Genomic DNA, 20,758 nt, shown 5'->3' on the forward strand with positions numbered 1-20,758 from the left:
GCTTAGTCGAGGAGTATCGCCATCAGGAACGAAGGAAAATAATCAAAAAAATGTTAGGGAGTTAATTTGCTTATAAATCAATATCTTACACTCAACTAACTGTTAGGGTCATTCAGATACAACGACGGCTGCGTGATCGCCCGCTCGGCCGAGGCCAAGGCGCTGGGCATCAAGATGGGTGAGCCGTATTTTCAGATCAGGCAAAAGCTTCGGCAGCACGGCATTTTTGCGTTCTCCAGCAACTACGCGCTTTATGGCGACATGAGTCAGCGGGTGATGACCATTCTCGAGGGGATGGCTCCGGTGCTTGAGGTGTACAGCATTGATGAAGCGTTCGCCGACCTGACCGGTATGCCTGGCAGTTTGGAGAGGTTGGGGCGGGAGATGCGTGCACGGGTGCTGCGCTGCACTGGCATCCCGGTGGGGGTGGGCATTGCCCAGACCAAGACCTTGGCCAAGCTGGCCAATCGTGCGGCGAAGCTATGGCAACGGCAGACCGGTGGGGTCGTGGACATCCGAAAGCCCGAAAAGCGCAACAGGCTCCTGCAGGTGATGGATGTCAGCGAGGTCTGGGGCATCGGCCGGCAGATGACCGCCCACCTGGCCGACATGAACATTCGTACTGCCTGGGATCTTGCCCAGGCTGACGCCTGGACACTGCGCAGCAAGTTCTCGGTAGTGGTGGAGAAGACGGCCCGTGAGCTGCGTGGCACATCCTGCCTGGCGCTCGAGGAGCAAGTACCGCCGAAGCAAGAGATCTGCTGCAGCCGGATGTTCGGCAAGCGTTTACATGAACTGCCGCCGATCCGCGAAGCGGTCGCCTCCTACACCGCTCGGGCTTGTGAAAAGCTGCGCGCGCAGCACTCCCTGTGCAAGAAGGTACGGATCAGCATTCGTACTGGCATGTTCAACCCGGACGAGCCGAAGTTCACCAAGGGCATTATCTGTGAGTTGCCCTATCCGACCGACGATACCCGACTGATAACCAAAGCCGCCTCCGCGGGGCTGGAACTGATCTTCCGGGCCGGCTTTGCATTCAGTAAGGCGGAGATCCTGTTGCTCGATCTGCGCCAGCGTGGCGAGTTCACTGATGACCTGTTCGTCGCGACACCGCCGATGGCTGCCGAGCGGGTGATGGGGGTGATGGATGCGATCAATGCACGATGGGGGCGTGGAACGATGCGACCTGCAGGGGTGCCGGCGAAACCGGACTGGGGCATGCGTCGGGAGATGATGAGCCCGAGCTATACGACGCGGATTGATCAGTTATGGACGGTAACGTAAGGGCTTGAGGCGGCTTACCCTGGAAGAGACAGGTGCCGGCCAAGAGCTGCCCGAGTGCGAACTGACTCGATCTAGTTGACTCAAGCGTTCACTGCCCCAGAGCAATCAGCGAGGCGTGGACTGACTGACGGCTGTTGCGGCTCTATGATGAAACCTGCCTGATATCCAACACGACCCAGACCTCATACCCTTTCTCCCGTGCTGCTTTCTCGGCCTCGAGTTGGGCAGCGAGAGTACTGATGGAACGGGAGCGGTGCTCGAAGCGGAATGGCGAACCACCGTTCTTACGCACGCTCAATTCAACGAGTGTGACGGTAGAGTGCTGTTTGGGTATGGGCTGCTTCGATTTCGAAGGCGCGAGGTCTAGGCCAAGCGCGCGCCGCATCTCGACTTCAGTGAGTTTTGCGTCAGTCAAGCGAGATCCCTAGAGCGATTGCCGGTGACGCCATTGTACCGAGAAGTCGTGCAGACATGGCCTGAGTTCGATGCTGGCGAGCCAATAACCTCATCTCTGCGATATGGCTACGAATCACCAAAGTAGTCATCGCGGGCGACTAGTCCGAATGGGCGCTCCTCGCAGGGCTGCTCATCGCTGAACAGATTCTGCGTGCGGCGCTCCTGCTTCAAAAACGCTAGTGCCGCGAAAAAGCAGCTTTCGCATAGATTGACTCGATAGCGTTCGCCATCATGCCCTGCGCCATAGCCCCAGAGCGCCTGAAGCGTCCCGAACTGCTCGCCGTACCCCGGCACCCTCGTACTGGTAGCGCATACATCGCAAATGGTGTCTTTATGGCTCTCTGTCACCGGGCAGACCTCATCTTCGTATTAAAAAGAGTAACCGAGGGCACTGCGCAACGGAGCGCCTTTTGCCAGTTTTCCAGCCCCGCTGCGTTAGCTCAAGCATGGTCTGGTGTGCCATGACGGCGGTGGATATGGCAGGTCTTCGACAGATGCGGTTGGCGGTGGTTCGTCATGGTTGTCCGCTGCACGTTTCTTGCGTTGCGGGCGGCGACCACTCCATTCCCTCTTCGAGGATCGGATGGCTTTCACTAACGACGATCAACGGTTTGTTCCGATTCTCCAGCGCGAACATGGCGATGGAGCCTTCGACGTCCACCGCCGGCACCTCCCCCTGTGGGTCAAGCCTGCCAACCCAGACATATTGCCGGGTCTCCAAACATGCGAGGTAATACGAAATACCCATGCTTCCTCCGAATTTGAATCAAGTCTATTACTGTGCCAATCCGGAACGGGAGGCGGTACTGCCGCAAACATCAAATGTTATCGCCAGTGCATTTTTAACCCAGGTGCCGACGCTATTCTGCCCTAACCCAGCAGTCTGAAAGCGAAATTCTACAACTCGCTTGGTGCTCGAAACTGGGTCAATGAAATTCCGGCATGTGGGTGGAAAATGCACAGGCGGCAACACGCATGCTGCAACGTCCTCTCGGTCTCCCTCCGCGACGTGTGCTTCTTGTTTTTTTACCTCATTTGAGGAAGAATAACCGGAAGTCACCGTTGTGTTAGGAGTCCTCAGATGCAGGCTTGCCAGGTATTCAGTGATCAGGATGAAATCGCCGCCCGTCTTGAACAGTTGAGTCTGGAGCGCGAGCCACTGCGTGAGGCTATCAATCAAGCTCACCTACAGCGGGTTCGCCTGACTCCTAACCATCCCAGCATTTTTCCCGGCCTTGAAATGTGGGGCTGGTTGGTAGGAGCGGTGCGCGATCAGCTGCGCCCACTAGGGTGGGTCGCGCATGAACAGTCGAACTACCCTCTTACCGTTCACTCGGCGCTCAATCTCGCGATTGCTGTCGCATCGGGAGATAGCTATGTTGGAAATCTGCTGGGGATGCCGAGCAGCCGATCCAGGAAGGGTAAAAATACAGTTGATGCTGTTGAGCGGAACTGCCAGTTCGACATGTTTGATGACTTGCTGCCCGATCCGGAGGAGCTGCCTGAATCAGGCCCTCATGAGACCTGGATCCTGCTCCACCACACCGACACGGTGAAGAAGGAAATCCGCATCGAGCTCTCACGTCCATCGGGAATGGGTAAAGGCGGCAAGATCAATTTCTGGTCTGAACGCATCATGCTTGGCACCCTTGCTCTTGATGATGATTTCTTTGAGGTTACCTCCCCAGGCGGTCCGGATATCGACATCGAAATTCGCCGTAAAAGCTCGTGATAGATCATGTTTAATCCACAACGATTTGCGCTCGCCCGTCGCCGGCGAGGTATGAAAAAGCGTGAGCTTGCCACTCATATAGGAGTAACGGAGCGATCAGTCTCCGGCTACGAGAGTGGCACGCAGGAGCCTGAGCCTGGAACCCTTGCAAAAATCGCTAAAACGCTTCGGTTCCCCGAAGCGTTTTTCTTTGGTGATGATCCTGAGGTGCCAACGCCGGATGTTGCCAGTTTCCGGTCGCTCTCAAAGATGACTGCTGGCCTTAGGGATTCAGCTCTCGGTGCAGGCGCAATTGCGCTCCTGCTGAATGACTGGATCGAGCAACGTTTCGATTTGCCAGAGCCAGATCTTCCGGACCTGGGGTCCGAACGCGCTGCACTGACGAATTTTGAGGCGCTCGATAAGCTGGCACTATCACGCAGTGCCCAAGCGCCAGAGGCCGCTGCGGAGATGCTGAGGGCACACTGGGGTTTAGGTGAGCAGCCGGTTAAGAACATGATTGCGCTTCTTGAGTCGAAAGGCGTTCGTGTCTACTCACTTGCAATTGATGCAAAGGAGGTCGACGCGTTCTCGATGTGGAGTGGCGGCCGCCCCTTTATGTTCTTGAATACCTTTAAGTCGGCCGAGCGTTGCCGCTTTGACGCAGCTCATGAATTAGGACATTTGGTTATGCACCAGCATGCCCACCCACAAGGACCTGATTTAGAGCGTGAGGCGAATGCCTTTGCGTCGGCTTTTCTAATGCCACGTGCAAGCGTTCTAGCGATGGCTCCACGTTCGATCACTATCAAAAGCCTAATCAAATACAAGAAGCTCTGGTCCGTTTCTGTGGCAGCCTTAAATTACCGGCTTCATAGCCTGGGGCTTTCCACGGAGTGGGCTTACCGAACGCTGTGTATTCAGATTGCTCAAGAGGGCTATCGCACCGAAGAGCCGGAATCTATTGCTCATGAGCGGTCAGTGATCCTGGAGAAGATTTTCGCCGCGTTACGTGCAGATGGGGTTGGGAAAGCTGGCGTCGCGGGAGAACTGGCAATCAGTCCTGAGGAGATCAATGAATTGACGTTCGGATTGATGTTGAACGTGTTGAAGGGGCAGAGCGCTAACCCATCCGACTCTGGTGGGAAATCAGGTGCCCATCTCCGTTTGGTCAAGGGGTGAAGGGATGCCGCCGATGTCGCTTGGTCGGACTCGGCCAGCAACGGAAATCTGCCTGACAGAGCGTTAAGGAGCAAGCGTGTTGACGGTGTGTATGCGCGCTGACTACTCCAACGCCATGCGCATCCATTTCGGCATTTTGCAGGCCATTAATGTGGTTAGGTCTTCTGGCCTGAGCACCTTCTTGATCGCGGCAATGCATTCCGGGGTCGAGCCGTCTTTACCGAGATAAAATAGTGCGCTGATAGCCGTCCCTACCTCGGTCCCGGCACGCTGCATGACCATTGGTGCCGCATGTACCAACCGGACCTCACCCTTACCTATAAAAAATGATCGGCTGGGTCCGCTGGTGTAATAGATCGGAATGAGCGGCATCTGGGTGCTCAGTCCAAACAACCTGACCGCATGAGCGCCATGAATCTGTAGAACATGGCGGTTCTGCCTAGCGATCAAGCTCACTACTTCCCATACATTTGGGCGGACCCGTGCAACGTATCGACTGGATTTCGGGCGCATGTAAATTCCTCGATGCACCCGTTCAAGTTCGCCTTGGCTGACCAGCCGAGCTAGTGCCTTGGATATGGCGCCACGCGCTCCAAGCTCCGCAAAGCGGCCGATGCAGAAGGGTTGCCCTTTGGGTAAGCGCTTAATCCGTTGCGCAATGCGGGTGGATACCGACAGAGCAAAATCAGTGCTGGACATTGCGGCTCTCATTTCTATCGCGTGAAGTCCAATGACGAGCTGAACAGCGGCTGATGAAAAGCGATCACCCGCCGTCGATATTCATCATCTGGTGCATCGCTCACCAGGCACTCTTCAAGGCGCCCCAACGAGAGGATCTGGTCGGCCGACGGGTAGTGCCTGAGCAGGCTTTTCGCATAGCTGCGGATATCCTGAGGCAGCTCAGTGTTACGGGCGAGCTCTCGCAGGAACTCTTCGGTCTTGATGACGCTGCGGGTTCTTTCGTGAGGAAGGGTCAATGCGGCTATCTCCTGATTCAGTCAACCACGTCTGCCGACGCTTGAATTCAGTCCTCCATACAAGCATCAAAAGCAAGCCAGCAACTGTTGCCGGTAGTGCTTGGAAAAGCTGACCAGATGGTTTGGCTCAGCGGCAGAGCCCCCCAGGGATAAGGCGCATGTAGCACCTGCCCCAATTACCTGCGCAATGCCACTTCCATTACTGTCATCCAGGACATCGATATTACCAGCAGCCCCAATCCAGCCAGATATTGAACCTGAAGTGGAGGCTGGCATCTCTACCTCGTTCAGCACTGCCAGGTCATCCGGTAGATCATCTGCAATTCTCTCTGCCAAGCACTGCAGTGTCGGCTCCGCTAACATGAATAGCCACGCCTGATTATCGGGCTCGCCTGTGCGCCGAAGCACTCGCCCAAGCACTTGTCGGTAATGCAGCTCAGTGCGGATGCGACTGAGGTAGCAGCACACCTGGAGTCGAGGAATGTCCGTGCCTTCGCTGATCATTCCAACTGCGATAATCCAACGGCATAGTCGAGGAGGTGTACGAATGATTAGCCATTTTGTATCTCTTCAGGTCTTTTCTTGATCAAGGCATAGAGATCAAGGTTGGGAATGGCATTGGCGTTCAAAAGCATCCTCTCAATCATACGCAGTTGCTCTGCATTATTTCTTTTGAGAACCGCAACCTCAGCCTTCAAGTGCTCTATTTGCTCCACAAGCTTTACTTCAGAAGCAGTTATCTTTGTGAGCAGGGAAGGAGTTGCGCCACGAAGTTGAGCTTTTTTATTCTTATAATATGTATTGATACCGACATAAGTGCATAGGGTTTGTCTAGTTGTTTTTATGCCAAGCTCAAGCTCTACCTTAGCGACCAGCGCGTCCCAAGTCAGCTTACCTACCCACTTAGCTAACATAATCTCAATTTTACGCTGTTGCTGAGCTGATATTTTTGGTACTACCACATCACACCTCCCCTTCAGACAGACCGAAAGAGGATAAAAGAGAGCGCAACTCGGGATTAGCATCAGATGCTGTTCTGGCAGTCTTATCTTCAATAATACCCTTCAGGCGAGCCTCAAAATCCGGTAGGGCACACGCGACCTTTGTAATGATCTTGGTATTTAGATCGGTCAAACTGAACTCAGAATTTTTATTTGAGTAACGAATCATCGTTCCGACAGGCTTACTTTTCATCAAATCATTCAGCATGGATAGAATATGGGTATTTCGCGAGTGAATTAGATACCACTGCCTCATCGCCTGGGAGTTTGGTAAGCGTGGATCACACGCTACCGATTCTAATCTCAAAGTTTGAAACGATAAATCTTTCTCAAAAAACTCGATTGTCTTCACATCGCCTGCTATGTGACAAGTCTCCGGACACATGAAGCACTGCGAGACGAAATCGTTCAAATAATTGCAAGGCGTTACATTAAGATTTTGAGTACAAAGACCGGTGGAGGTGACAGATGCCGGCAGGTTGGTGGTTTGTGTAAGTTGATTTTGGGAAACGACTCGAATATCCCGCCTGTCGATATCTGGCGGATTCAATATCGCACTCACACGACTGGCTTTCTCGTCGTGAGTCGTATGAATATAAGTATGGGTTTGCTCGGGATTCTTTCTGCCAGACCAAGCAGTGATAATTTCAACTGGAATGCTACTTAAATCAGCAAGGGTGTTAGATAAGTGCCGCAGACTATGCGGTCGCAGAATTAATTCTGACGAAAATCCGTAATCCTGAAAAATCGATGTCGTGTAGCGCCCCTGGCCGACCAGTCGAGTAAGAACCGAGGCGCCTAGCGACGCTAATGGCACCACCGCATAGTTTGTCTTTTGAAAAACTTTCCCACCACTTCCGACACTCTCGGGCGCACCATAAAGCCAACTCCCCAAGAAGCAGAACATGGCATCCTTAAGCTTGATACTTGATTCTCCGCTTGAAAATGAGAGTGGAAATTCCGGCAAAATTGATGTCCTATAGAAAGCAATCCACCACTCCTGCACTTCTTCAACCGAAACGACAGACTTATCGGAAAAAACTTTTGGCATATTGGCGTACCCGAACAAGTGGGGTAATCCTGCTAAAGCTGCACTTCTTGTTTGCGACACGGACAACTGATCTTTAGGCCGCAATGAATAAATCGGTTTTTTTTCGAAAAAATGGCCTCTTTGACTTTTATAGGTGGAAGTCAGATCAACTCCTTCCTTAAGGATCGGAACGCAATCATTAGCCCCATAGAACCCTAATGCATAACCCAATGTGAAAAGATTGGGCCGCTGCGCTAAATTTAAATTCCTCTTTAGTTCTGGCGCTATCTCGAACCCACCAAGCAACGCTTTCAAGCTTTGGTCCGGGTTCTCGTAGAATCGACATAGAATTCTCGCTGGCTCGCATGCTTTGTAAAAGAAGTTCATGGCTTTCTTTATCGGATCAGCGAGCACCGCAAGTATGTGGTTCTTGTTGTTCCCGTAGCCTTTACTTCCAATCCAGTCGAGGTAATAAACTGGCTCTCCATTGCTTTCAGAGTAACAATGCAGTCTTTGTTTAGGAAGAACAGGTATTTCCGCAGAAGTTCGATTAGGCGACGCCAGCGACAGCGTTCCAAAAGTCACTACTAAGGCATCATGGATTTTTATCTCTTTACCAGGGCGCAGCGAGCCATGTTCATCCACATACTCAAATACAGTAGAGAAGATGTCGGCTAGCGCAAGCACTGCTTGGATATCTGGAAGTTTCTCCAGCGTATTGTCAAACGTGGCATGTCCCGTCCTGTCTCTGCTGTCGCTGCCCTTCAGGTTGACCTTTCGCATCACCCCCTTTTCAGCGCAGAACGCGAGAAACGGCCGCAAGCGGTCAGCTGAACGCGCCCCCAAATTAAGACTGGTGATTGTGCACTCTGATTGCTCATAGAGATCACCATCCATGAGTGACAACAATTTCCTAGCTACCGACGTCCGAATTTTTTTCTCGTTGACGGAAAGTGGTGTGTTCGTTGTTTCTATGATCCACACTTTTATCAGGTGGTCATAGGGGTAAGGAAGGGCGTATATGGGATGGTTGCCGGCGTTGCTTTTGCCCTTACGCCCATGTACACCACACAAGAATCTGGTTCGGCGGCCAGTATTGGGGTCCACGTGATACCAGACCAAATCATCAAACTCCGCCTTCTTGCCGCCATGTCCTTCAAATTGCGCTAGCTCGGCTTCGCGATATTCGTTGATGAGCCGCTCCAATCGGCCAAGGTATTTGTTAAGCATTGATTGTGCGCTGCCTTGCGAGTTCTTCATCGCAAACCATTATTGTCTGCTTCACCCAAACAATCTGTCTCTCCAGTTTTTCAATACTTCGGGCGTAAATAGGACTAACTAGGGAGTTGCGGTTTGCAGCAAGCTTGCCCTCTGCATCAGCCAATACCGACCTGTGATCAGCTTCTAGCATCGGACGAAAGTTTGGGCACCCATAACACCCCAATGGTCTCCCTAAAACAGTTGAACAGGTCGCGCAGGAATGCTTGTTGAGTGCCCCACCAACAGGGTTGAACTTATTGTCGACAATGACCTCATCGCCTTCCGGAACGACAGTTAAGGTATGGCTAAAAGCCTTCTTTAGAAACTCATTTCCGATATACTTTGTGTCAATCTCTCTCCTAGATACATAATCCAAATCTATGTAATGCCTTGCAGCCGGCACGGTGACACCTGTCATCTTGGCCAATTGAACGGCGGGCAGACCATTTTGAGCACCGCGAGTTAATACGGTGTGACGAATTCTATTGGAAGTAGCCATACATTCGACAGTTCGATCAGAGGCAACCGGAACCCATCTCATGGCGTGTGCAACTGCAGTCTCCGATATGTGGTAGGCAGTAGACTTTGGCGTAAACATGCTTTTGAACAAATCTAAAGAGTCAAATCGCACTTTAAAAAAATCAACCGCTGGAAACATAGGCATATCATTCATGAGGCTCAAGAGTTCAGATTGATCCACTTTAATCTCTGCTGAGTCCATCACTAGTCTGAGCCCTTCCAATACCACCCGTTTATAGTCTATAAGAACCCCTGAGATATATTCGGAAAGATGTATTGGATAGCGCTCGGGCCGCTCCCTTGAGAATTGTGCGCCCTTAGACTTAACTATGAACACTCTAAGCTGCAATGTTTGCCCCCCTACCGTGCCGATTTCGTCCACAGGAAGAATTCCCGCGTCGCGAAAACTCGCACCCGAGGGGATCAAATCAGACCATTTCAATAGCGCAATTTGAATTGGCCGCCTTACGATGGAGAGCAACAACTTGTTAGTGACTATATTTCTGAGCCGCGCATATAGCCTCGGCGACTGAAAAAACAAAAGATCCCGACTGGCGCCCCAGTCGAACTCTTGTATATTTTCATTGATCTGCCTGGCTAACGAGTCAAACTCAATATCGCTTAGTGCCCCAATGGAAGGATCAAGAGTATTGTCTTTACCCTTGTCCAAATGTGTCCGCGTATACTTGTGATATTCTTCATACCGTGTATTACCTTGCCTAGAGAGCGTCCCAAAGAACTGATTGAGCCCCTTCTTATTGTTTGTCTGCAGCCCACTCCATATAGATTTAACTCTGGCTAAGGACGGAATGCCATTCAACATAAATGGCTTTACATTGCAAACGATACCTGACGCCGTACTCGCAGCCTTGGTTCGTACGTAGTCCACAAATACACTCAGAATTAAGTTTTTATCATCATCTGGCATGTTAGACGAATGAACCCAGTCAACGCACAACCGTTTTCCTTTTCCATTATTCGGCAGTAATATCCATACATCCTCCGAGGTATTTACCATCAGGCCAGATTTGGCCGTAATCCATGAGCCTTCATTAGTCAGAGACTTAAAAACTTCCCGCCTCTTCTCGCGAGTCATTTTTGCGGATCCACTCTTTTTTGATGCGCCATTGATATCTCTCTCGTCTTCAGCGCAATTCGCTTTTCATTATATCGTCTGTTCTGAGTCGTATTTTGCGACCAGCCCATGGCATATTTTCTAGCATCCTCAAGCAAAGCCGGATTGACCCCAAGCGACTCCCCTTTCTTATCAAAAATTTCATTCCATTTGTGGCGCAACAAATGAGGATGGACATGAAAGCCCAGCGACCTAGAGAGCTTTTGAAATATTGCATTTATTGCCTTTAAAGAAAGAGGCTGACCCGCAGTGCCTTTAGAGTCATTTTCGCTGACAAACACGAAGTCATGGAATTGCGCACGAGGAAAGACAATACGAACGTTGTCAATATAGAACTTAACCTTCTCCAAAAAACCTGGATCAACCGAGGCGAAGTGTGCTTTTGTCTTTTGATTGGGTTTTTCAGAGCGCAGATCTGTTGGATCATTTGCAGATCGATAAATAGCTAGCTGATCGTTAGTGCCATGAAATAGACAGTCAGAAATCTTCAATTTTGCCAGCGCACCTCTTCTGATGCCGCTTAGGACTAGCAAATTGACGATCAAGTAATTCCTCACCCTAGATGCTTTAAAGGGATTATTAGGAGAGGACGGCATCACCATCTCTAAAAACTTTACGAAAACGTCATCCGGGATCACCGATTCCTCAGGATCGCCAACATGTTGCCCTCCATTCTTGCCAAGGGCATCTTCATCTAACCTAATTTCTGCAATAAGCCCATTAAATTTATTTTTTGTTTTTTCGTCAGCATCTTGCACTTCGTGAAACTCATCGAACAACCATAAAAGAAATTGTCGAAGTCGTCTGATGCGACCTTGCAAGGTTTCGCTAGCGACCTTTGCCATCCCTTTCTGATTGGCAACAATGATGTTCCTTAGATGTTTATCATTTATATCTAGAAATCTTATATTTATACCTTCATCACCAGAACCCTTACTTAAGCAGCATCTGTCATAGAACTGCATGTACTCCATCTGGGAGATAAAAATGCCCGACGCAACTCGTTCGGGTAGGTCAATATTTTTTTCCGAAAAGTACTGCAGCACGAACAGCAGTTCATTTGCGTACCTAAATCTCGTATTGGCCGATTTAGCAGATAAAGCACCATTGAGGTAGCAGGAAACATACGGATCAATAGGGCAATCCGCTTCGTCCACTATCGACACGAAGGGCAACGAATTGAATTGGTATCGTTTGACTTTCATAATTGACAAAAAAGCTAGTCCAATAACCGATTTAGTTACAAACTAGTCCATAAATGAGTTCTGTCAAACGAGAGGAAAGGAAAAGCGACGGAAGGCGGGGCTTACAGGCAATGTCTACAGGTTTATAGGCTTTACAAATATTTTTTTGGTTATAACTTGCCCCCGGACAGGCAGACCATGACCTTGTCGCCGTCTTCAATCATGTTGAAATCGGCGACCGCTTCGCCGGCCAGGCGGCGCAGGCGCTTTTGCAGTTTGTTCTGGTTGACCGTAAGAGTGCCCATGACGCGAAATCCGTGAGGTGTGACGAAAGGCGGGCATTTTACGCAAAAACCCACCGGCGGCGCAGCCTCCTGACGGACGCACCCTGTAGGAGCTGCCGAAGGCTGCGATCTTTTGATTTTAAAAACAGGATCAAAAGATCGCAGCCTTCGGCAGCTCTTACAGAGATAACTGCGATTAACCCGTCCGTTTACAGCGCAATTTGCTCTAAGCCCCTAGTCCCTGTGCGGTTAAGTCCTTTCTATACTGCGACATAAGGTCGCACACATCTGAAGACCTGTATTTGCTCGGCCACCTTGGCCCGTAGGCGCTCCGCTGGGGGGCGATGGCAATAACAAGAGGAGTGACTGGCATGATCCATCACGTAGTGGGACTGTTTACCCACCCCGATCAGGAATGGAAGGAAATCCGTGGCGACCAAGAGGAAAGCATCAGCCACATGTACCTGACGCACACGCTGATCCTGGCGGCGATTCCGGCCGTTTCGGCGTTTATCGGCACCACTCAGGTCGGCTGGGTGATCGGCAACCGCGCACCGGTGATGCTCACCGTCGAAAGCGCGATCTGGATGACGGTGATGTCGTACCTGGCGATGCTCGGCGGGGTCGCGGTGATGGGCGCCTTTGTGCACTGGATGGCCCGCACTTATGACGCCAATCCAAGCCTGGCGCGTTGCGTGGCGTTCGCCACCTACACCGCGACGCCATTGTTCGTTGGCGGGCTGGCGGCGCTGTATCCGCATATGTGGCTGGGGATGATCGTCGGCACGGCGGCCATCTGCTACACGGTGTATCTGCTGTACGTGGGGCTGCCGACGTTCATGAACATACCGTCGGACGAAGGCTTCCTCTTTTCCAGCTCAGTGCTGGCGGTGGGTCTGGTGGTGCTGGTGGCCATCATGGCGTTCACCGTGATTGTCTGGGGCCTCGGCGTGGGGCCGGTGTATACCAACTGACAGGCTTTATCCCCGAGAAAAACAAGATCTGCCAATACAGGCCGCCGCAAGGCGGCCTTCTCGTTTCGCGCATGACCATTCGGCAGGTCAGCGATTCGCAAGTCCTGGAGGTTGCGGCATACTCGACGTCTCTGGAGATCCATCAAGCATGCCCGAGCAACTCAATACCCGCGTCGAAGACTGTTACCAACTCGCTGAAGCCTTTTTCAAACGTCATTTCCAACGCCCGGTCGTGAGCCTCAAGCTGCGCGGGCAAAAAGCCGGTGTCGCGCATCTGCACGAGAACCTGCTGCGCTTCAACCCGCAGCTGTACCGGGAAAACACCGAACACTTCCTCAAGCAGACCGTGGCCCATGAAGTCGCGCACCTGATCGCCCATCAACTGTTCGGCGACCGTATCCAGCCGCATGGCGAAGAATGGCAACTGATCATGCGCGGGGTTTATGAACTGCCACCGGATCGTTGCCACACCTACGCCGTGAAACGCCGCAGCGTGACCCGCTATATTTACAAATGCCCGTGCGCCGACAGTGATTTTCCGTTTTCGGCGCAGCGTCATGGCCTGGTGCGCCAGGGGCGGCGGTATTTGTGCCGGCGCTGTCGCAACACCTTGGTGTTCAGTGGTGAGATGCGGGTGGAATAGGCGGTTCGTTGCTGCATTGGAGGGCCTCATCGCTGGCAAGCCAGCGATGAGGCCGGCACCAACGCTAGAGAATCACCTTGGCCGCCCGCAATTGAGCAATCCGCTCAGCATCAAACCCCAACTCCCCCAGCACCTGCTCCGTGTGCTGTCCCAACTTCGCGCCAACATGCCGCGGCGTCGGCAGTGGCTCGGAAAATTTCAGCGGACAGGCCATCTGCGCCTGTTTCGTACCGTCGCCACGCGGCACCTGGGTCACCAGCTCCCGTGCCTGCAATTGCGGATGCTGCACCGCCTCGCTCAGGTTCAAGACCGGTTCGACACAGGCATCGACTCCGGCGAACAATTCGCACAGCTCGGCAAAGTCGTGCCTCTCGAACTCGACTTTCAGCGCATCCTTCAATAACCGTTGGTGTTCGGGTTTCGGCGACAAGCCCTGCGCCGCCAGCTCCGGCCGGCCCAACGCCGCGCACAGTTGCTGCATGAACCCCGGTTCCAGACTGCCCACCGACAGCCAGCGCCCGTCGCGCGAGCGGTAATAGTCATAGAAGCTCCCGCCATTGAGCATCTGGTCTTCCCAGTGCGGTTCCTCGCCACAGGCCAGATACCCGGCACCGGCCATGGCGTTCAGGCTGAAGGCGCAATCGGTCATGCTCACGTCCAGATGCGTGCCCTGCCCGCTCTGCTGCCGGGCGATGACCGCCGCCAGCAGGCCGATCACCCCATGCAGCGAACCACCCGCGATATCCGCCACCTGCATGCCCAGCGGCAACGGCCCGCTGTCGGCGCGGCCGGTGTAACTGGAAAGACCGGCCAGGGCGAGGTAGTTGATGTCATGCCCGGCGCGATCCTTGTACGGCCCGGTCTGGCCGTAGCCGGTGATCGACACGTAAATCAGCTTCGGGTTGATCGCCTTCAACGCCTCGTAACCCAGACCCAAACGTTCCATCACCCCGGGACGGAACTGTTCCAGAACGATGTCGTATTCGCCCAGCAACTGCCTGATCACCTCCAGCGCCTCGGGCTGCTTGAGATCCAGCGCCAGACTGCGCTTGTTGCGGTTGAGGTAAGCGTGGCTGGCGGACACCCCTTGATCGTGCGGCGGCAACACCCGCAACAGATCCATGCGCGTGGGCGACTCGATGCGCAGCACTTCGGCGCCCATGTCGGCCAGCAACAGCGAGGCGAATGGCCCCGGTAGCAGGGTCGAGAAATCCAGGATCTTCAGTGAGGCCAGCGGTGCGGACATGGGCGAACTCCTTGGGCGATTCACTCAGACTAGGCAGCGATGCCGCGCACGGCAATCACCGGATGCATCAGCGGCAGTGACCGTAATGCTCAAATCGCAGGCAATAAAAAACCCCTGTAGCGAGGGGATTTATCCCCGATGGACTGCGCAGCAGTCCCCTTCTATCTAAGAAGGGGCCGCCTCGCGACCCATCGGGGATAAATCCCCTCACCACAAGGGTTATCAGGCTCCAGCATTACACTGGAGCCAATTCAGATTACTTGACGTTGCTCGGGGTAGCACCTTCAGCCACACCCAGGTCGTCTTCCGGACGGGTGTCAGCAATACCGCGACCACCCGAAGCCAGCTCGGATTGCAGCACGTCGGTGTCCAGCTCTTTCACCCACTTGGCAACCACGATGGTCGCCACGGCGTTGCCGACCAGGTTGGTCAGGGCGCGGGCTTCGGACATGAAGCGGTCGATACCGAGGATCAGGGCCAGACCGGCCACCGGCAGGTGACCGACCGCCGACAGGGTGGCGGCCAGCACGATGAAGCCCGAACCGGTCACACCGGCGGCGCCTTTGGACGACAGCAGCAATACCACCAGCAGGGTGATCTGGTGCGTGATGTCCATGTGCGTGTCGGTGGCCTGAGCAATGAACACGGCGGCCATGGTCAGGTAGATCGCAGTACCGTCGAGGTTGAACGAGTAACCGGTCGGGATCACCAGACCCACGACGGATTTCTTCGCGCCCAGACGCTCCATCTTGATCAGCATGCGTGGCAGTACCGATTCCGACGAGGAAGTGCCCAGTACGATCAGCAGCTCTTCACGGATGTAACGGATCATCTTCAGCACGCTGAAGCCGTGCATACGGGCGATGGCGCCCAGCACGATCAGGATGAACGCCAGGCAGGTGATGTAGAAGCAGGCCATCAGTTGACCCAGTTGCACCAGCGAGCCGACACCGTAGGCACCGATGGTGAACGCCATCGCACCGAAGGCACCGATTGGCGCGAGCTTCATGATCATGTTGATGATGTTGAACATCACGTGGGCGAAGCGATCGATGAAGTCGAGGATCGGACGGCCGTAGTCACCCAGGCGGTGCAGGGCAAAACCGAAGATCACCGAGAACATCAGCACTTGCAGGATGTCACCGGTGGCGAACGCGCCGACGATGGTGGTCGGGATCACGTTGAGCAGGAAGCCGACAACGCTCTGGTCTGCGCCTTGCTGCACATAAGTGGCGACTTTCGAGGCGTCCAGGGTGCTGACGTCAATGTGCATGCCGTTGCCCGGCTGCACGATGTTGACCACGATCAGACCGACCAGCAGGGCGATGGTCGAAACGATTTCGAAGTAAAGGAGTGCGTAACCGCCGGTCTTGCCGACCGATTTCATGCTTTGCATGCCAGCAATGCCGCTGACCACGGTGCAGAAAATGATCGGGGCGATGATCATTTTGATCAGCTTGATGAACCCGTCGCCCAGCGGCTTAACCGCCACACCGAACTGCGGGTAGTAGTGACCAAGGGCAATACCGATGATGATCGCGACGATCACCTGGAAATACAGGGATTTGTACAGTGGCTGACGAGTCGTCATTGCAAGTGTCCTCAAGCGTCCCGCGGGCAACATCCATCTGTTGAGCGCAGAACCTGAATTGCGAACCCTCCTGCACTGGAGGGATTTGTTGTGTCGAGCAGCGCTTTTCCAGCGGAAAGACGCACACTTCTGTCGCTCTTATCGCAAACGCCGTGCCACTTTGGTGCGAATCGCTGCAAGCCTTTTGATATCAGGGTATGCAGGGTATTTTTTGTCACTGCCCGGTGACGCGGGTGTGGCGGATTTCCGCCAAGTCAGCGGATCACGTCCTACAATTTGGCGGAAATCCGCCTTGTTGCCCTGCGCTTGCCCCGGCTACCATCCGGCGCCTGAGGAAGGATCAGCCGCTTATGCGCGAACGTACCATCGCCAGTCATTTCGCCCGCGCCGCCCTCGGTGGCGCACGCCGTTCGGGATTCGACTATGCGCCGCTGCTGCAGCAACTGGGCATCAGCCCCGAATTGCTCGATGAGCCACGGGCGCGCATCGCCCCGGAGCAATTCACCCGCCTGATCCAGAGCCTGTGGCTCGCGCTGGATGACGAATACCTGGGCTTTGGCAACGCGCCAAGCAAACCCGGCAGCTTCGCGATGATGTGCCACGCGCTGATCCACTGCCGCAATCTGGAGAAGGCACTGCAACGCGGTTTATTGTTTTATAGCCTATTCCCCGCGGCCCCGCGCCTGAGCCTGAGCCGCGAAGACGAATGGGTGCGCCTGAGCCTCGATGATGCGCAGTTATGGGACCCGGATCACTTTCTCAGCGAGAGCCTGCTGGTGATCTGGCATCGCCTCGGCAGCTGGCTGATCGGCCAGCGGATTCGTCTGGAGCAGGCCACCTTCAGTTACCCGAAACCGGCGCACGGTGCCGAGTACGACCTGCTGTTCCCCTGTCCGTTGGTGTTTTGCGCCGAGCAGAGCAGCCTGCTGTTTCACAGCCGCTACCTGCACATGCCGCTGTTGCAGGACGAACGCACCTTGAAGCATTTCCTTGAACGCTCCCCCGCCGACCTGTTGTCGCGCCCGGACGACGGCGACAGCCTCAGCAGCCGCCTGCGCCGTTTGCTCAGCCGCGACAGCGCGCACTGGCCGGACCTGGAAGCGGTGGCTGCGCAGTTGCACATCAGCCCGCAGACCCTGCGTCGGCATTTGCGTGAGGAAGGCACCAGTTTTCAGGAATTGAAGGATCAGTTGCGCCGCGACATCGCGATTTATCACTTGGGCCGGGCGGATCTGTCGTTGCAGCAGATTGCCGAGCAACTGGGGTTTTCCGAACCGTCGGCGTTTCACCGGGCGTTCAAGAAATGGACGGGGCTGACACCGGGGGCTTATCGGGCGCAGGAGCAGTGATCTGCTCGCCGTCTGTGGCGCCTTGACTGGCCTCATCGCTGGCAAGCCAGCTCCCACAGGTGTTGATGTCGTTCAAGGAATTTGTATACGACTCGGACACTGTGGGAGCTGGCTTGCCAGCGATGGCGCCCGAAAGACCAACACCTAAATCGCAGGAAACTGAATCCTGAATGCCGCCCCGCCCATCGGCGAATCCCCGAGCATCAGCTTGGCGTTGTAGCTTTCGATGATGTCCTTGACCACCGCCAGCCCGATGCCCTGCCCCGGATGCTGACGATCCAGTCGTTCGCCGCGCTCAAGGATTCGCGCGCGCTGATTCGGCGGCACGCCGGGGCCGTCGTCTTCGATGCACAACTCGATGCCGGTCAGGCTCTCGCGCACGCTGATGCGCACTTCGCTCAGGCACAGGCGATAGGCGTTTTCCAGCAGGTTGCCCATCATCTCCAGCAACGCGCCCTGTTCGATCGGCACATAACATTGCTCCGGCAGGTCGAACGCCACTCGAACATGTTTGTCGCGGTAAACCTTGTCCAGCGTATCGCACAGGCTCTGGAGCACCGGCCGCAGCCGCACCTGATGGCGCACCAGACCGCTTTTGCGCAGGCTGGCCCGTTGCAGTTGATAGCTGATCTGCTGGCTCATGCGTTCGATCTGGGTTTGCAGCACCCAGGCCTGATCGCGTTCCTCCGGGCGTTGGGCCATGTCTTCACTGACCCCTTGCAACACCGCCAACGGGGTTTTCAGGCTGTGCGCCAGGTCATCGAGAGAGTCGCGGTAACGGCTGCGTTGCTGGCGCTCACTGTGCAGCAAACGGTTGAGCGAGCCGGTCAGGCGCAGCAGTTCGCGCGGGTGCTGTTCGGTGAGACTTTCGCGGGTGCCGCTTTCGATTTCGTCGAGTTCCTGACTCAGCCGACGCAGCGCCTTGAGGCCCCAGGTCAGGCCGATCCACAACAGCGCCAGCAGCACCAACAAGGCAGCGCCGAAGCCCAGATAGAGGTTCTCGCGCAGGCCTTCAAGGGTGTTTTCATATTCGCGCACCGGTTGCAGCGCAACGATACTGAAAGCCGCGCTCTTGCCGCCGAGCAGTTTGACTTCGACGTCGTAGACGAAAAACTCTTGGCCGTTGCTCTCGCGGATCCGCGCGAACTCGTTACCCATGCCGTCGTAACGCGGCTTGTAGTTGATCTGCTCTTCCTGCGTACCTTTCGAGCGCCAGACCAGTTTGCCTTCGCGGTCGTAGATGTAGCCGAGCAGGCGGTTGTCGGTAAGATTGAAGCGCTCATCCGGCAGTTGCGCCGGCATCACCAGATGACCACTGTCGACGCGTGCCGCCGAGATCAGCGTGGTGACATCCGAGGCCAGGCGCTGCTCGATCGAGTCCTGCAGTGCCAGGCTGAACGCGCCTTGCATGGCTGGCAGCAAGCCGAGCATGAACAACACCGCCAACGTGGTGGCGGCGAGCATCAAGCGAACGCGAAGAGAACGAATCAAGTGCAGCGCTCATTGAACAGGTAGCCGAGACCACGCACGGTATCGATCGGCTTGAACCCGCCCGGGCCTTCGAGCTTGCGGCGCAAGCGGCCGACCAGCACTTCGATCACGTTCGGATCACGCTCGTCGTCGTCCGGATAGAGCTGTTCCATCAGGCGATCCTTGGGCACCACTTGCTGGTGGTGGCGCATCAGGTATTCGAGGATGCGGTATTCGTAGGCGGTCAGCGCCAGCGGCTCTTCATCCAGTGACGCCTGCTTGCGATTGAGATCAAGCAACAGCGGCCCGGCAACGATGGTCGATTGGGTGAAACCGCTGGAACGGCGCAGCAAGGCGTTGAGGCGCGCATCGAGTTCTTCGAACTGGAACGGCTTGACCACGTAGTCGTCGGCACCGGCGGCGAGGCCCTCGACCTTGTCCTGCCAATTGCCACGGGCAGTGAGAATCAGGATCGGAAAGGTCTTGCCGCTCGAACGCAACTGGCGAATCAGGTCCAGACCGCCCATGCCGGGCAGACCGAGGTCGATCACCGCCAGATCGAAGTTGAACTGTCCGGTCTGGTACAGCGCCTCTTCGGCATTGGCCACGGACTCGACCACGTGGCCACTCTCCGTCAGGCGGGTTTGCAGGTGATGGCGCAACAGCGCTTCATCTTCGACGACCAACAGCTTCATAACGCTCTCCCGGGCAAATCAAAAACTCCAACAACGCATGTGTGGGAGCGGGCTTGCTCGCAAAGGCGATGTATCAGCCAACAGTGCTGTCGACTGATAGACCGCTTTCGCGAGCAAGCTCGCTCCCACAGGGTCTAGAGCGAACCGCGCTTTAGAAAGCGTAGTTCGCCGACAGGTAAGTCTGGGCGCTGCTGGTCAAGTCCAGCGAGCCTTGCTTGCTGCCACCGCTCTCTTTCATTTCAGTGCTGGCGTTGCTCATCAGGTAACGGTAGCCGAGTTCGACCGACACATTCTGCGCCACCTGTTGCAGCACACCGAACTGACCACCGACGGCGTACCCGATGTCGCTGTCACGGCTGTAGCCTGGCGAATCCTGAGTCAGCTTGGTCAAACCGGCCGTGGCGCCGCCGAACAGCTTGGTGCTGCCGCCCACTGGATAGAACAGATCGTAACTGCCCAGCAGATTTTCCTGGCGCAGTTTAATGCCATTGTGCGAACCGGACACGTTGTCGTAGGTGGCGTAGTAGCGACCTTGCGAGTTTTGCTGACCGAGGCGCACGCCGTAGGTGTTGTTGCCGTCGATTGCACCGCTGGCGTCCGGGTGGCCAAGGTTGTCGTTCAGCGCGTGGGACTTTTTGACCTTGTCACTGGTCTGGCCAAAGGTCAGGCCGGCGAAGTTGCTGGTGTCATCGGCATGTGCCGCAAGGCTGGAGCCCAACAAGGTAAAAGCCAGCAGCAGTTTGTTCAGACGATTCATCGCGTTTCCT

At 54.9% G+C, this 20,758-nt stretch carries 19 protein-coding genes and 3 pseudogenes; 6 read left to right on the forward strand and 16 right to left on the reverse strand.

Translation table 11 applies throughout. The features are described 5' to 3' along the window. Positions 1-120: 120 nt before the first annotated feature. Positions 121-1,284 (forward strand): annotated as a pseudogene (umuC, locus tag HXW87_RS24740) (translesion error-prone DNA polymerase V subunit UmuC); the annotation flags it as partial. A gap of 142 nt (positions 1,285-1,426) precedes the next feature. On the opposite strand, the gene HXW87_RS29625 reads toward umuC, so the two are convergent. From HXW87_RS29625 to HXW87_RS24750, 3 genes are all read right to left on the reverse strand, one after another. Then, the gene (locus HXW87_RS29625; protein ID WP_041106950.1) at positions 1,427-1,669 is read right to left on the reverse strand and encodes a hypothetical protein; all 243 of its coding nucleotides are present in this window, start codon (positions 1,667-1,669) and stop codon (positions 1,427-1,429) included. Positions 1,670-1,806: 137 nt separating this feature from the next. Then, on the reverse strand, positions 1,807-2,088 hold the full coding sequence (locus tag HXW87_RS24745; protein ID WP_041106953.1) for a hypothetical protein: 282 nt from the start codon (positions 2,086-2,088) through the stop codon (positions 1,807-1,809). Between the two features lie 166 nt (positions 2,089-2,254). Continuing rightward, positions 2,255-2,488 (reverse strand): hypothetical protein, encoded by a 234-nt coding sequence (locus tag HXW87_RS24750; protein ID WP_031653269.1) that lies wholly within the window; start codon positions 2,486-2,488, stop codon positions 2,255-2,257. 333 nt (positions 2,489-2,821) lie between these two features. Here HXW87_RS24750 and HXW87_RS24755 point away from each other — a divergent pair, with 333 nt between their 5' ends. After that, the gene (locus HXW87_RS24755) at positions 2,822-3,472 is read left to right on the forward strand and encodes a hypothetical protein (RefSeq protein ID WP_045428535.1); all 651 of its coding nucleotides are present in this window, start codon (positions 2,822-2,824) and stop codon (positions 3,470-3,472) included. 6 nt (positions 3,473-3,478) lie between these two features. After that, positions 3,479-4,633 carry an XRE family transcriptional regulator gene (locus HXW87_RS24760; protein ID WP_031653271.1) on the forward strand — a complete coding sequence of 385 codons (1,155 nt, stop codon included), beginning with the start codon at positions 3,479-3,481 and terminating at the stop codon, positions 4,631-4,633. A 102-nt stretch (positions 4,634-4,735) separates the two neighbouring features. Here the strand turns inward: HXW87_RS24760 and HXW87_RS24765 are convergent, their stop codons facing one another. From HXW87_RS24765 to HXW87_RS24800, 8 genes and pseudogenes are all read right to left on the reverse strand, one after another. Beyond that, on the reverse strand, positions 4,736-5,332 hold the full coding sequence (locus HXW87_RS24765) for a DUF6088 family protein (protein ID WP_041106958.1): 597 nt from the start codon (positions 5,330-5,332) through the stop codon (positions 4,736-4,738). A 14-nt stretch (positions 5,333-5,346) separates the two neighbouring features. Beyond that, positions 5,347-5,610: a BPSL0761 family protein gene (locus tag HXW87_RS24770; protein WP_023083089.1), complete on the reverse strand. Its 264-nt coding sequence runs from the start codon at positions 5,608-5,610 to the stop codon at positions 5,347-5,349. A gap of 66 nt (positions 5,611-5,676) precedes the next feature. Beyond that, positions 5,677-6,138, reverse strand: a pseudogene (locus HXW87_RS24775) (diguanylate cyclase); the annotation flags it as partial. Positions 6,139-6,161: 23 nt separating this feature from the next. Next, positions 6,162-6,572 carry a hypothetical protein gene (locus HXW87_RS24780; RefSeq protein WP_052649197.1) on the reverse strand — a complete coding sequence of 137 codons (411 nt, stop codon included), beginning with the start codon at positions 6,570-6,572 and terminating at the stop codon, positions 6,162-6,164. Between the two features lies 1 nt (position 6,573). Then, positions 6,574-8,901: a hypothetical protein gene (locus tag HXW87_RS24785; RefSeq protein WP_041106970.1), complete on the reverse strand. Its 2,328-nt coding sequence runs from the start codon at positions 8,899-8,901 to the stop codon at positions 6,574-6,576. Beyond that, on the reverse strand, positions 8,864-10,516 hold the full coding sequence (locus HXW87_RS24790) for a hypothetical protein (RefSeq protein WP_023082702.1): 1,653 nt from the start codon (positions 10,514-10,516) through the stop codon (positions 8,864-8,866). The genes HXW87_RS24785 and HXW87_RS24790 overlap by 38 nt, the downstream gene beginning before the upstream one ends. Then, the gene (locus tag HXW87_RS24795) at positions 10,513-11,712 is read right to left on the reverse strand and encodes a site-specific integrase (protein ID WP_227343405.1); all 1,200 of its coding nucleotides are present in this window, start codon (positions 11,710-11,712) and stop codon (positions 10,513-10,515) included. The genes HXW87_RS24790 and HXW87_RS24795 overlap by 4 nt, the downstream gene beginning before the upstream one ends. A 203-nt stretch (positions 11,713-11,915) precedes the next feature. Next, a pseudogene (locus tag HXW87_RS24800) lies at positions 11,916-12,044 on the reverse strand (tRNA 2-thiocytidine(32) synthetase TtcA); the annotation flags it as partial. Between the two features lie 350 nt (positions 12,045-12,394). Between HXW87_RS24800 and HXW87_RS24805 the strand changes: the two are divergent. Continuing rightward, complete coding sequence (locus HXW87_RS24805; protein WP_007917515.1) at positions 12,395-12,997, forward strand: Yip1 family protein; 603 nt, start codon at positions 12,395-12,397, stop codon at positions 12,995-12,997. 148 nt (positions 12,998-13,145) lie between these two features. Next, the gene (locus HXW87_RS24810) at positions 13,146-13,640 is read left to right on the forward strand and encodes a SprT family zinc-dependent metalloprotease (protein WP_047295796.1); all 495 of its coding nucleotides are present in this window, start codon (positions 13,146-13,148) and stop codon (positions 13,638-13,640) included. Positions 13,641-13,704: 64 nt separating this feature from the next. On the opposite strand, the gene HXW87_RS24815 is transcribed toward HXW87_RS24810, so the two are convergent. After that, entirely contained in the window at positions 13,705-14,886 is a 1,182-nt protein-coding gene (locus HXW87_RS24815; protein ID WP_239777907.1) for a CaiB/BaiF CoA-transferase family protein, read from the reverse strand. A 256-nt stretch (positions 14,887-15,142) separates the two neighbouring features. Next, positions 15,143-16,477, reverse strand: a complete 1,335-nt coding sequence (locus HXW87_RS24820; protein WP_027612291.1) for a dicarboxylate/amino acid:cation symporter — start codon at positions 16,475-16,477, stop codon at positions 15,143-15,145. 350 nt (positions 16,478-16,827) lie between these two features. On the opposite strand from HXW87_RS24820, the gene HXW87_RS24825 reads away from it, so the two are divergent. Continuing rightward, entirely contained in the window at positions 16,828-17,826 is a 999-nt protein-coding gene (locus tag HXW87_RS24825; RefSeq protein WP_239777908.1) for an AraC family transcriptional regulator, read from the forward strand. Positions 17,827-17,970: 144 nt separating this feature from the next. Here the strand turns inward: HXW87_RS24825 and HXW87_RS24830 are convergent, their stop codons facing one another. The 3 genes from HXW87_RS24830 to HXW87_RS24840 form a co-directional block, all read right to left on the reverse strand. Further along, a complete protein-coding gene (locus tag HXW87_RS24830; protein ID WP_239777909.1) occupies positions 17,971-19,317 on the reverse strand; it encodes an ATP-binding protein in 1,347 nt (448 codons plus the stop codon). Then, positions 19,314-19,991: a response regulator transcription factor gene (locus HXW87_RS24835; RefSeq protein WP_027612288.1), complete on the reverse strand. Its 678-nt coding sequence runs from the start codon at positions 19,989-19,991 to the stop codon at positions 19,314-19,316. The genes HXW87_RS24830 and HXW87_RS24835 overlap by 4 nt, the downstream gene beginning before the upstream one ends. A 151-nt stretch (positions 19,992-20,142) precedes the next feature. Next, positions 20,143-20,748: a membrane protein gene (locus HXW87_RS24840; RefSeq protein WP_027612287.1), complete on the reverse strand. Its 606-nt coding sequence runs from the start codon at positions 20,746-20,748 to the stop codon at positions 20,143-20,145. Positions 20,749-20,758 lie beyond the last annotated feature (10 nt).

The organism is Pseudomonas sp. Y5-11, assembly GCF_022368695.1.
Taxonomy (GTDB): Bacteria; Pseudomonadota; Gammaproteobacteria; order Pseudomonadales; family Pseudomonadaceae; genus Aquipseudomonas; species Aquipseudomonas parakoreensis.

Excerpts from the sequence above, each read along its gene's own strand:
- HXW87_RS24805 (WP_007917515.1), top strand. The coding sequence starts at position 12,395 with ATGATCCATCACGTAGTGGGACTGTTTACCCACCCCGATCAGGAATGG.
- HXW87_RS24750 (WP_031653269.1), bottom strand. The coding sequence starts at position 2,488 with ATGGGTATTTCGTATTACCTCGCATGTTTGGAGACCCGGCAATATGTC.
- HXW87_RS24785 (WP_041106970.1), bottom strand. The coding sequence starts at position 8,901 with ATGAAGAACTCGCAAGGCAGCGCACAATCAATGCTTAACAAATACCTT.
- HXW87_RS24840 (WP_027612287.1), bottom strand. The coding sequence starts at position 20,748 with ATGAATCGTCTGAACAAACTGCTGCTGGCTTTTACCTTGTTGGGCTCC.
- HXW87_RS24820 (WP_027612291.1), bottom strand. The coding sequence starts at position 16,477 with ATGACGACTCGTCAGCCACTGTACAAATCCCTGTATTTCCAGGTGATC.
- HXW87_RS29625 (WP_041106950.1), bottom strand. The coding sequence starts at position 1,669 with ATGCGGCGCGCGCTTGGCCTAGACCTCGCGCCTTCGAAATCGAAGCAG.
- HXW87_RS24815 (WP_239777907.1), bottom strand. The coding sequence starts at position 14,886 with ATGTCCGCACCGCTGGCCTCACTGAAGATCCTGGATTTCTCGACCCTG.
- HXW87_RS24755 (WP_045428535.1), top strand. The coding sequence starts at position 2,822 with ATGCAGGCTTGCCAGGTATTCAGTGATCAGGATGAAATCGCCGCCCGT.
- HXW87_RS24825 (WP_239777908.1), top strand. The coding sequence starts at position 16,828 with ATGCGCGAACGTACCATCGCCAGTCATTTCGCCCGCGCCGCCCTCGGT.
- HXW87_RS24810 (WP_047295796.1), top strand. The coding sequence starts at position 13,146 with ATGCCCGAGCAACTCAATACCCGCGTCGAAGACTGTTACCAACTCGCT.
- HXW87_RS24765 (WP_041106958.1), bottom strand. The coding sequence starts at position 5,332 with ATGTCCAGCACTGATTTTGCTCTGTCGGTATCCACCCGCATTGCGCAA.
- HXW87_RS24760 (WP_031653271.1), top strand. The coding sequence starts at position 3,479 with ATGTTTAATCCACAACGATTTGCGCTCGCCCGTCGCCGGCGAGGTATG.
- HXW87_RS24790 (WP_023082702.1), bottom strand. The coding sequence starts at position 10,516 with ATGACTCGCGAGAAGAGGCGGGAAGTTTTTAAGTCTCTGACTAATGAA.
- HXW87_RS24835 (WP_027612288.1), bottom strand. The coding sequence starts at position 19,991 with ATGAAGCTGTTGGTCGTCGAAGATGAAGCGCTGTTGCGCCATCACCTG.